11 protein-coding genes are annotated in these 11,191 nt (G+C 43.4%); 2 read left to right on the top strand and 9 right to left on the bottom strand.

Annotated elements, in window-relative coordinates; genetic code table 11:
- Positions 1 to 198 precede the first annotated feature (198 nt).
- The 7 genes from F6K20_RS09345 to F6K20_RS09315 all read right to left on the bottom strand — a co-directional run bounded on the left by F6K20_RS09345 (position 199) and on the right by F6K20_RS09315 (position 7,064).
- Positions 199 to 1,410 (bottom strand): RNA-guided endonuclease InsQ/TnpB family protein, encoded by a 1,212-nt coding sequence (locus F6K20_RS09345; RefSeq protein ID WP_287264829.1) that lies wholly within the window; start codon positions 1,408 to 1,410, stop codon positions 199 to 201.
- A gap of 105 nt (positions 1,411 to 1,515) precedes the next feature.
- Positions 1,516 to 1,878 carry a hypothetical protein gene (locus tag F6K20_RS09340; RefSeq protein WP_287264828.1) on the bottom strand — a complete coding sequence of 121 codons (363 nt, stop codon included), beginning with the start codon at positions 1,876 to 1,878 and terminating at the stop codon, positions 1,516 to 1,518.
- A 391-nt stretch (positions 1,879 to 2,269) separates the two neighbouring features.
- Positions 2,270 to 3,352 (bottom strand): ABC transporter ATP-binding protein, encoded by a 1,083-nt coding sequence (locus F6K20_RS09335; protein ID WP_008187679.1) that lies wholly within the window; start codon positions 3,350 to 3,352, stop codon positions 2,270 to 2,272.
- Positions 3,353 to 3,373: 21 nt separating this feature from the next.
- Positions 3,374 to 4,243 (bottom strand): carbohydrate ABC transporter permease, encoded by an 870-nt coding sequence (locus F6K20_RS09330; protein ID WP_287294509.1) that lies wholly within the window; start codon positions 4,241 to 4,243, stop codon positions 3,374 to 3,376.
- Positions 4,244 to 4,367: 124 nt separating this feature from the next.
- The gene (locus F6K20_RS09325; protein WP_287264821.1) at positions 4,368 to 5,249 is read right to left on the bottom strand and encodes a carbohydrate ABC transporter permease; all 882 of its coding nucleotides are present in this window, start codon (positions 5,247 to 5,249) and stop codon (positions 4,368 to 4,370) included.
- Positions 5,250 to 5,554: 305 nt separating this feature from the next.
- The gene (locus F6K20_RS09320; protein ID WP_287264820.1) at positions 5,555 to 6,841 is read right to left on the bottom strand and encodes an ABC transporter substrate-binding protein; all 1,287 of its coding nucleotides are present in this window, start codon (positions 6,839 to 6,841) and stop codon (positions 5,555 to 5,557) included.
- A 52-nt stretch (positions 6,842 to 6,893) separates the two neighbouring features.
- Positions 6,894 to 7,064 (bottom strand): hypothetical protein, encoded by a 171-nt coding sequence (locus tag F6K20_RS09315; protein WP_008187672.1) that lies wholly within the window; start codon positions 7,062 to 7,064, stop codon positions 6,894 to 6,896.
- Between the two features lie 384 nt (positions 7,065 to 7,448).
- On the opposite strand from F6K20_RS09315, the gene F6K20_RS09310 reads away from it, so the two are divergent.
- On the top strand, positions 7,449 to 8,279 hold the full coding sequence (locus F6K20_RS09310; RefSeq protein ID WP_044494144.1) for a hypothetical protein: 831 nt from the start codon (positions 7,449 to 7,451) through the stop codon (positions 8,277 to 8,279).
- Between the two features lie 383 nt (positions 8,280 to 8,662).
- On the opposite strand, the gene F6K20_RS09305 is transcribed toward F6K20_RS09310, so the two are convergent.
- Both F6K20_RS09305 and F6K20_RS09300 read right to left on the bottom strand, forming a co-directional pair.
- Entirely contained in the window at positions 8,663 to 8,809 is a 147-nt protein-coding gene (locus F6K20_RS09305; protein ID WP_287253573.1) for a hypothetical protein, read from the bottom strand.
- Positions 8,810 to 8,828: 19 nt separating this feature from the next.
- A complete protein-coding gene (locus F6K20_RS09300; protein WP_008187668.1) occupies positions 8,829 to 9,737 on the bottom strand; it encodes an MBL fold metallo-hydrolase in 909 nt (302 codons plus the stop codon).
- A gap of 531 nt (positions 9,738 to 10,268) precedes the next feature.
- Here F6K20_RS09300 and proB point away from each other — a divergent pair.
- The coding region (gene proB / locus F6K20_RS09295; protein ID WP_287294507.1) for a glutamate 5-kinase at positions 10,269 to 11,191 on the top strand (923 nt) is incomplete at its 3' end.

The following is an 11,191-nucleotide window of genomic DNA, read 5'->3' as shown; positions in this document are numbered from 1 at the left end:
GAAACCTGGGCAACTTTATCTGAAAATGGATTTACTCCTGAACAATCTAGGTAGTTAGCTACATCCTTAAGATCTAATAAATTTTCAATATGTTTCCGAATTGCGATGTAGTTCTTGAGGCTCGTGACTGTTTCGTTACGGAAGGCGATGTAGAAGGCTTCGGGCTGATAGGAGTGTTGGTTATTGACACTCCCCGGTCTAAAGACGCGGGGATTCTTCGCTCAACGACCCGACTTGCTGAACCTGGTCGGAACCAAGAACAGTAGAGGCCAGATCTCCCGAAGCGTTGGGATCTATGATCCAGGTTCCGGTGTGCCCCACCGTACCCAAGGCTCTTTTTAAGATATTGACTGCGGCGTTGTGGTCTCGGTCTAATTTACAACCACACTTACAGACGTGAGTTCTAGTTGATAGTGACTTCTTCACGACCTCGCCGCATTCTGAGCAGTTTTGGCTTGTATAGGCAGGATTCACTGCAACCGTGACTCTGCCAAACTTAGTTCCAAAATGCTCTAACCATTTCCTAAATTGATACCAACCTGCATCATTAATAGACTTAGCCAGACAATGGTTTTTAACCAGGTTTTTAACCCTCAAATTTTCATAGGCGACCAGGTCGTTAGACCGGATTACGCAACGTGCCAGTCTCTTGGCATGTTCTTCACGCTGCCTACTTATTTTAAGGTGCTGTCTACCTAATCTATTGACGGCTTTTTTACGGTTAGATGAGCCTTTCTTTTTACGAGAAACTCGGCGTTGATAAAATCTTAGTCGCTTTTCTCCTTTGCGGTAAAATCTGGGTAAGGGTTCAGTGTTACCCCTAGAATCGGTGTAGAACTCTTTTAGGCCTACATCTAATCCTACAGTGGCGTCAGCCGGATCTAGTTGTTCATTCACATCGACAGAGATGCAAAATTGAACATAGTACCCGTCAGCTCTTTTAACAATACGAACCCGCTTGATGTGCTTCTTGTCGAAGCGCCACAAGTCCCAAGTACCCTTGAGTTTTAGTTTTCCGATTCCTTTCTTGTCACTGAAAGTGATTGATTTCTTGTCAGGTGAAAGCTTCCATCCTGATTGCTTGTACTCAACTGATCTACAGCGCTTCTGAAAGCGAGGATAGCCCTTCTTTCCTGGCACCTTCTTCTTGCAGTTTTCAAAGAAGCGAGAAATTGATGACCACGCCCTTTCAGCCGCAGCTTGTCGAGCAGTAGAGTTTAGTTCATTAGCAAACGGGAACTCTTTAGCCAGTATCTTGCAATATTTATTTAGGTCATATTTGCTTAGACCTTTGTTGTCCATCCACAGACGAAGACAGCTATTCCTAACAAATTTAACTGTCCGAATCGCTTCGTCTATTGCTTGATACTGGGAAGACTTAACGTACGCTTTAAACTCTAATATTATCATCAGAAATCGACCTCTTCTGTTATGTTATTATGCTAACAACTTTAGCACAAATTAGCAAGTTTTTGATTATATTTTTTTCAAGGCGACTAAAGTCGCTAGGCACTTTCATCTCCGCTCTAAAGAGACGGAGTTTTCAGTGTTGGCATTTCTAATAAACTCAGAGAATTGTGGCTTTCCAGTATAGCCTTGGCATTTTTCCCATAGGCTATCCATTCCTGGTGATATCTGAATTATTTCATTTAGGTAGCTATCTAAGTCACCATCATAATTGCTCGAAAAGAGCAAGCGCGGTCCATTATCGGGATCATTGAGGATGGCAAAACGCGCCAAGTGGGTGTTACGGCTCTCAGGAAAGCGAACATAAGGATTATTTTCTGGATCCGAGTCAATTGCTTCGAGAATTGATTTTAGTTCTGCCTCTTCTCCAGGCTTTATCTTGACAATAACAGTCAGGGGGTTTGGGGACATTTTGCCCTCCATTTAATTAATAATGGGGTTTTGGCGAAACTAAGTTTATGGTTTAGTTTACGGTTTAGTTTACGGTTTAGTTTACGGTTTAGCGATCGCGTTTAACCCTATGTAGCTTTAGACTATAGAGCATTGACGGGTTGGTGTGACTGTAACTTGATGACAATCATCATTAATTATACCCTATTTATTTTATCAAAATTAGTTTTCACTGTCAAAATATAAACATTGTTTACATTATTGTTTACATTACTGTGCTCTGGTCCCTGCCCTCTCCTTGCTAGGGCTCCATTTTCTACATATTTCTTAATATGTTTAGTTGATTGTTTCTGCTATAGTGGGTAAAGTTTGTGGAAAATCCAATGCTCTCAAAGAGCCGCTACTGGATGCTCTAAAGAGACCCTAAGCGAACGCATGTTTCACTATCAAACCAGTGAATCAACTGGGGTGATATAGCCAGGGTCACTTCTTCGGTTTCCCAAGTTAAATTATTAGGTAATAACCCTCGGATACTGAGAGAGTCTGACCCCTTCACCCGAACACTAATTAAATTATGCATGCCTAGATTTTCCACGAGGTAGATGCGACCCTCAATCCTATATTTATCCTCTGGTTGAGCTAAGGCCACATCTTCTGGGCGGATACCTAGGACAATCTGTGGCGGCACTTTAGGCAAATTTGGCAAAGGAATTTTGACCTCACCCAAGATGGCATAATTCCCCTGACAGTGAAGTGTCAGTAAGTTCATTTGGGGAGAACCGACAAAACTAGCCACAAACTGATTTGCTGGCTGCTTGTAAATGCCCTGGGGTGTATCTAGCTGTTGCAGCTTACCCTCAGATAACACCGCAATCTTGGTTGAGAGGGTCATCGCTTCGGTTTGGTCATGAGTAACATAAACCACTGGTGCCTTTTGAGCAACAAATAGCTGCTTCAAATCCGCCCTAACTTGCTCTCGCAGCAAAGCATCCAAGTTACTCAGAGGTTCGTCTAACAAAAACACAGCCGGTTGCCGCACCAATGCCCTGCCCAGAGCAACCCGCTGGCGCTGACCACCAGATAGCTGACTAGGCTTACGCTCCATCAAATTTTCCAGTCCCAGTTTACCAGCTACTTCCTGCACCAGGCTCCGAATTTGGTCAGAAGGGACTTTATGGAGTTTCAGACTAGCGGCCATATTGTCATATACGGTCATATGAGGATAGAGAGCATAGCTTTGGAAAACCATAGCGATATTGCGATCGCCTGGTCTAACATGAGTAACATCCCGTCCATTGATAACTACTTTGCCATGGGTGGGTTGCTCTAACCCAGCAATTAGTCGCAGCATCGTAGATTTACCACATCCCGATGGCCCAAGTAGGGTCAGAAATTCTCCTTCATCCACTTCTAAGCTAATGTCGTTAACTGGGATGACGTTACCCTTGTTAGTCTTGTAGATTTTATTAATATTATGTAGTTCTAGTTTAGGCATACTATCGTCAACCTTCAACCCTTAACCCTTAACTGCTCCCGATGTTAAACCTTGGACAATTTTACCTTGGAAAAACATTACTAATAGCACTAGGGGAAATGTTCCTATAACTGTCATAGCCGCAATGGAACCGTAGGGAATCTCTTTTCCCAGAGAACCACTTAACTGAGCCGCAGCAACGGGCAGGGTTTTCAGAGATTCTTGGCTAATGAAAGTGAGGGCTAAAATAAATTCATTCCAAGCAAAAATAAAGGTAAGTATTCCTGTTGTTACTAAAGCTGGAACGGTTAGGGGTAATAGAATTTGGATTAGCATTTGCCAGGTGCTATAGCCATCGACTTTAGCAGCATCTTCTAGCTCTGGCGGTAGCTGTTGAAAAAAGCTGCGCATCACTAATAGGGTGAGAGGAAGGTTGATAGCTGTATAGGAAATAATCAGGCTTAGATAATTATTCCCTAGTTTAATAATTTTGATAAGTTCCAGGAGTCCTAGGAATATCAAAATAAAGGGAAATAATGTGATAATGATAATCCCAGCAATGATGATTTTTTCTCCCCTTAGGGTTAACCGTGCTAAGGCGTAAGCAGCGGGAGTTCCTATCCCTAAACACAATAGTGTGGAAGTAATTGATACAAAGGTGCTGTTGAAAATATAGTGGACTAGGGGGCGCAGGGTAAATAAGTTTATATAGTGGTCAAGTGTATACCGCTTAGGGAAATAAATATTGGGAAGGGAAGAGATATCTTGGTTGACTTTGATGGAAGTGAGGAATTGCCAAAGGAGTGGTGCTAGGCAGAAAATTATCAATAAGATGATTCCTAGGGGCAGGATAATTAGTTTGATAATGTTAATTTGTTTTGTTTTCGGTTGAGGGGATGATGAGTTAGGCATAGGACTTACGAAGTTGAGTTGGTTTTGCCCCCCTAACCACCCAATTTGGGGGGGAATGATGTCAAAGTCCCCCAGAATTGGGGGATTTAGGGGGCTTTGCGTAACTCCTGAGGCAGAATAGTCATTAGTTGCGTGAGCCTAGGGCTATAATTACCACCGTGGTTACCAGTATCAAAAAGGTTACTACCACAAGGGCAGCACCATAACCAAAGTCTAGATAATCCATGACAGTGGTATAGATGTAGAGAGATACAACTTCTGTAGCTCCTCCCGGACCACCTCCAGTCATCACTTTGATCAGGTCGAAGACTCCGAAAGCTTGGGCAAAGCGGAACAGTAGGGAAATTAGGATTTGGGGCGTCAATAGCGGTAGAGTAATTTGCTTGAAACTTTGCCAGGGGGTAGCACCGTCTAGGGCATGGGCTTCGTATAGGTCTTGGGGAATAGACTGCAAGCCAGCTAGGAGCAAAATGCTGATGAAGGGTGTAGTTTTCCAAACGTCTGCGGCAATCACTGCCATCATCGCTGTTGTAGGGTATCCTAGCCAGTTGATTCCGTCTTGAATAATACCTAGACGCAGTAAGATATCATTCCAAACCCCAAACTGGTCATTAAACATCCAAGCCCATACTAGACCGATCAAAGCAGTTGGCAAGGCCCAAGGCAGGATAGCGATGGTGCGCACAATACCCCTTCCTTTAAAGGTTTGATTTAAAATTAATGCGATCGCAATTCCTAACACCAGTTCCAGAGCAACAGATACTGAGGTAAAAATCACAGTATTCCAGAGACTCTGCCAGAAGCGACCATCCCCAATCATTCGCCCATAATTATTCAGACCAGAAAAGACCGGTTGTAGCTGTGTTCCTAGGTTCTTAGTGAACAAACTTAACCAGAACGAACGCAAAATAGGATAGCCATAGACTAGCAGCAGTAGTAGCAAGGCTGGTGTTACCAACAACCACCCTGTCCTTTGCTCCTGTGCTGCTATCGGATCAGTTTTCATTCAACAATTTAGAATTTAGAATTTAGAATTTAGAATTTAGAATTTAGAATTTAGAATTTAGAATTTAGAATTTAGAATTTAGAATTTAGAATTTAGAATTTAGAATTATACATTCTGCCTTCTGCCTTCTGCCTTCTGCCTTCTGCCTTCTGCCTTCTGCCTTCTGCCTTCTGCCTTCTGCCTTCTGCCTTCTGCCTTCTACATTCTACATTCTACATTCTTCCTTCTACATTCTTCCTTCTACATTCTTCCTTCTACATTCTTCCTTCTACATTCTACATTCTACATTCTACATTCTTCCTTCTTCATTCTTCCTTCTTCATTCTTCCTTCTTCATTCTTCATTCTAAATTCTACTGACAACAGTCTACGGGTTTGATCAGCTGCTGCTTTCATCATTTTTTCAGCACTGAGTTTGGGATTAGTTAGCACAGCATTGAGGTACCGTTGTAAAATATCAGATACCTGAGAATATTGGGGAACTGGTGGACGCAAGACAGCCCCCTCTAACACCTCTAGCATTTTTGGATAGTGGGGATATTTCGCAACAATCTCTGGGTCTGCAAACAGCTTCCGTCGGGTTGGCAGATAGCCAGTTTCCAGAGTATACTGACGCTGGGCTTTCTCACTGGTGAAATACTCAATAGCTCTCCAGGCTTCCTCAGGATGTTTGGAAGATTTAGCAATTCCCAAACCCCAACCTCCTAAGCAAGCACCAGCTTTGCCACCAGGACCATGAACCATAGGGCTAATGCCAATCTTGCCTTTGACCTTTGAACCCTCTTGATTTGCCAATGACCAAACATAGGGCCAATTCCTCAGAAATACTGCATCCCCATTTTGAAACAACAGTCGTGTTTCTTCTTCCTGATAGGTAGTGACGCCAGGGGGTGAAATCCCTTGTTTGATGGTGCTGCGCAGAAATTCTACAGCTTTAATCGCTTCCGGTTTATCCAAACCCACTTCCAAGGTTTCCGGGTCAACCCAGAAACCACCAAAGCCTGCAAGTATCTCCACAAACATGGCTGATAACCCTTCATATTGACGACCTTGCCAAAGATAGCCCCATTTGGGATCATGGTTTTCCTGCAATTGTTGGGAAATGTTGACCAACTGCTCAAAGGTTTTTGGGGCTTGGAATCCAGCTTGCTCTAGCAAATCCTGACGATAGTAGAGGATACCACCATCGGAACGGAATGGTATGCGGTATAGTTTCCCCTGGTAGCGTCCTGAATCAACTGCTTTATCCAGAAATTCGTTTAAATACTCCTTACTAACTCGCTCCGATAAATCTAGTAACCACCCTGCAGCGGCAAATTTAGGAGCCCAAATCACGTCCATGTTAATCAGGTCATAGGGTGAGTCTCCTAAAATGAAAGCAGAGGTATAGAGGTCTTCTGTTAAGTCAGAGTTTAATGGTCCTTCGATCAGTTCGATTTGAATATCTGGATTCTCTAGCTCAAAATTCTTGACCAGTAGTTCCTGCCAATAAGCAAATTCCCCCGCTCCCATCAATAGGGTGAGTTGAACAGGGGGCTGGGTCAGTGCTGGTAGTGCCCAAAACTGGGACAGGAGCACACTGGCAACCAGCATTCCCAAAAGAATCAGGATTACGAAAGGTCTAAGCAGTTTAGTGAAACCTTAATCAGCGCGTCGCAGCATTCATCAGTTTAGCATCAACTATCCGACTCTCTAGGAACTTCATACAGATCGGCTTTGCCCCGAGCATAACTATGGGCAAGCTCAGAAGAGCAAAGATAATTGTAGATAACACGATTGGTCTCAGGAAAGATTTATCGATTGTAGATTGGTTCATGATTAAATGCTTACCTTAAACAAGTTCTAGTACTGGTGGTGAACTCAATGGCTAGGTAACGTTACAGGCTCCGTAGCCGGTATTGTTCCTGTTTTTGCTCCGTACACAAATAATCTACCGATCTCACCAAGAGCAGTCGATAACTAAAAGTTAAGGAAAGTTATGGAGTTGCCCTAGGATTGGACTTAAATCAAACATGAGGTATACCCAATCGCTAACATAACGCAAATGCGATCGCAAACCCCTGAGGTTCAAACTAGGACAAAACGCTGGAAATAAAGCTACCGTTCAAAACAAACGAAAAGCTGACATGATCAGCGTTTTTAAGTGCCACAAAGCGGTACTAGTCATTGAGTTTTAAGTAGCTATCCTAAGGGAGTAATTGTGAACGGATCTACAATCCAAAAATTAATCTTGGCACCAGTCTTCATTTCAACTACACTCTTTTGTGTCTTCACCTTACCCGTAGCCCTATTTGGTGAAGAGTCCCTCACCATCCGCATGCAAGATGAACTATTTTTTCATGGTAAAGTCAGGGATTCGGCGGCTCCTTACTTGGGACTAGCGATGTTAATCAGTTTGGGAGTAGGTATCTCTAATGCTACTTTAGCTGGGTGGCAGGACTCTTCCCGGAAGTCAGCTACCATTGAGTCTGAGTTAGACACTATCGAGCAAGCTCTTCAGGAGAAGGAAAAGTTAATTCAACAACTACAAGTTTCAACATCCGAGCTGAACACAGAGAAGCAACAGAAGCTAGATAATGTGGTTGCTTATGAAGAAGTAAAATTTGCTGCTGCCAGCGTACCGATGGCAAAGAAGGTTTCTCGGACCGTGGTCATGGAGAAACCGATAACAGTTATGGAACCGTTAATAGTTACCCAGGAACCAGTGCTTGAAAACCTAGGGATGTCATGGCAACAGAGTAAGGTAAAAGCTGGAATCTATCAGTTTGCCTCTGCTCAAACGTTCTTAGGCTACACCAAGGGATGCAGTCGGCCAAAGGGAGTTTCCCCCATTCGCGACGGCATCAAGAATACTTCTTCTGCATCTGAACAATCCACAAGCATCAGAAATCCTCAAGTTCTGGCGAAAAAAATTGTGCTAGTTGAAGCACTCCAAAGTCAAATCCAAAACCTATCGGTTCAGCTAGAATCTCTCCAAACATCTTTAAAAGCAGCACCCCAAGTATCTGATCAAGCTCAAGTTGCAGCTTAGATAATAAGTAAGCTATCAGCATTCAGCTATCAGCATTCAGCTATCAGCATTCAGCTATCAGCATTCAGCTATTGGCCAAGCTACGGAAACAGCTTTTTAATAAAAGAAGCTGACCGCTGACCGCTGACCGCTGAATGCTGACAAACTATCAGCAGCACTTTATAGGCGGTCTTTACTTTAAAAAGACCGCCTATGACTATAAGAAGCATGTTATATTATTAAGTACAGTTAATCACTTTTAAAATCGGTTATCCTCTGAAAGTTAATTGTTAATTGTTAATTGTTAAGTTTTAATTTTTAATTTTTAATTAACAATTAATTTTATTTTTAGGAATGATATAGCGTTGATCATAATTTGATCATACTTACAGCGTTTTTCATAACTATGAGGTACACAGGATTTTTTCCCTGTTCCCTGTTCCCTGTTCTGTTCCCTGTTCCCTGTTCCCTGTTCCCTGTTCCCTGTTCCCTGTTCCCTGCTCCCTAAAACCTACTCCCTGCTCCCTAAAACCTAGCATTTTGTACCTCACGACCTTGAAAATTGCTAGATTAAACTTTGCTCAGAGGCATTTTCCCATCCTTAACCTCAAGCAGATGTGACCTAGAGGATTCCACTAGGTCAATTTCCAGACCTTCCCGCGCCATAATCGTATTAGAAAACTCCTTAACAGCCTGTTCTCCAAGCTGATCCAAGAAATCATCGTTATGGAGGGGGTCATGATGGAAGATGACTAATTTTTTAGCATTAGCAGCTCGAGCAACTTTGATAGCTTCCTGCCAGGTGGAATGTCCCCAACCAATTTTGCTCGATATCTCAGAGTAGTATTCTTGATCAGTGTAGGCAGCATCATAAATCATCAGGTCTGCATTACGGGCCAGCCGCAGGACATTTTTATCGAAACCTTCTTCGAGGTGTTCTGTGTCAGTGATGTAGGCAGCTGAATAGCCTCGCCAGTTAACTCGATAGCCAACGGCTTCACCTGGATGGTTCAAGGGTGCATTTTCTACCGTAATCTCACCAATATTGACTGTTTCTCCAATCTCAAGGTCATAGAACTTCTTTTTCGATTGCATAATTTGCAAGGGCACCGGAAAATTTGGGTGGGTCATCTGATCAGTTAGACGTTTCTCGATGGTGGCACCATTAGGGGCGCGGGTGCCATAAATATGGAAACAATTCCTTTTAATAAAGGCAGGGGTAAAGAAAGGGAAACCCTGAATATGGTCCCAATGGGAGTGGGTAAAAAATAGATGAGCTTCTACGGGCATCTCTTTCAGGAGAGACTGTCCCAAAACTCGCAACCCTGTGCCACCATCAAAAATCAGACGCTCACGACCAACTCGGATCTCTATACAAGGTGTGTTGCCTCCATACCGAACTGTTTCTGGTCCTGGACAGGCAATACTACCTCTGACGCCCCAAAAACGAATAGTGAATAAGTTGTGGGTATTAGACATAATTTTTCCTTGCAGGCTTTTGCAGTTAGTTCATCAGTGAGGGTTTTCTGACGAAGAGGGTGTCAGTGTATGGTAATCCAGGAAGGGGCAAAGGTAAAGCTAGAATAGTCAAGTACCCTTGGCCCAATTCCTATTTACCCTTAGCTTTTCTAGCTAGAATTCAAGCACATTGCACAGCACGCCTTAGCACAAGAGTCACACTAATAATTAGCAACGATCTCACCTGGATGTTACTGGTTAGAGGTGATTAGCGGACTGAATTCCCCTGTTGTTGTAGGGTGTGTCGATTATACAAAGTAGCTCAAGTTTACCAGTATAGTTCATCAATCTGGAACTATGATGGCTCATAGCAAGTACTTCTTATTCCTATGATTCCCAAAAGCTTAGCAATATTCACCTGAATGTCTTGTAAGTTACACAACCCAAGTATGTGATCAAAATCACATACTTGGCAGTGGTACCAGAGGAAAACTACACCTGACATAGATTCCCCCTCGAAGGTATGATCAACAGAAACCAGATTAATGACCAATGACCAATCAAAAGATAGTTGTCAAAGTCGGCACATCTAGTTTAACCCAACCAGCAACAGGTCAGTTGGCCCTATCCACTATTGCTGCCCTAGTGGAAACCCTGAGTCGGCTCCGTTCTGAAGGTCATCAAGTGGTACTGGTTACATCTGGCGCTGTGGGGATTGGCTGTGGGCGACTGGGCTTAACATCACGACCGAATACACTCCCTCTCAAACAAGCGATCGCAGCAGTTGGTCAAGGACGGCTGATGCGGATATATGATGACTTATTTAGTAACCTCAACCAACCTATTGCTCAGATTCTCCTCAGCCGCCGAGATTTTGTACAGCGTAGTTGCTATGTCAATGCCTATGCTACCTTTCGGGAGCTACTCCAGCTGGGGGTGATCCCTGTGGTGAATGAAAATGATACGGTAGCCGTAGATGAACTTAAATTTGGGGATAACGATACCCTTAGCGCCCTAGTCGCTAGTTTGATTGAATCGGATTGGTTGTTTTTACTAACTGATGTGGATAGACTTTACTCAGCAGACCCCCGTAAGGTACCGGATGCTGAACCAATTATTTCAGTCAATAGCATTGAGGAGTTAACTGAACTAGAGGTACAAGCTGATGACTCAGGCTCTGGTTGGGGCACTGGTGGGATGGTAACTAAAGTAGCTGCTGCCCGAATTGCTACCAATGCTGGGGTTAGAACTGTAATCACTGAAGGACGACGTCCGAATAACATAGAAAGAATTTTACAGGGAGAATCCCTGGGCACCCAGTTTGCCCCCCAAGCTCAAACCAATAAAGCCCGCAAGCACTGGATTGCTTACAGTTTAGTGCCAGCCGGGAAACTTTATCTTGATAATGGAGCGCTAAAGGCAGTTTGTGATGGGGGCAAATCTCTATTAGCAGCTGGTATTACTGCCATAGAGGA

This window comes from Moorena sp. SIO2C4 (genome assembly GCF_010672485.1).
Taxonomy (GTDB): domain Bacteria; phylum Cyanobacteriota; class Cyanobacteriia; order Cyanobacteriales; family Coleofasciculaceae; genus Moorena; species Moorena producens.
The sequence above is the reverse complement of the archived record's forward strand: the minus strand, read 5'-3'. Positions and strand labels throughout refer to the sequence as shown.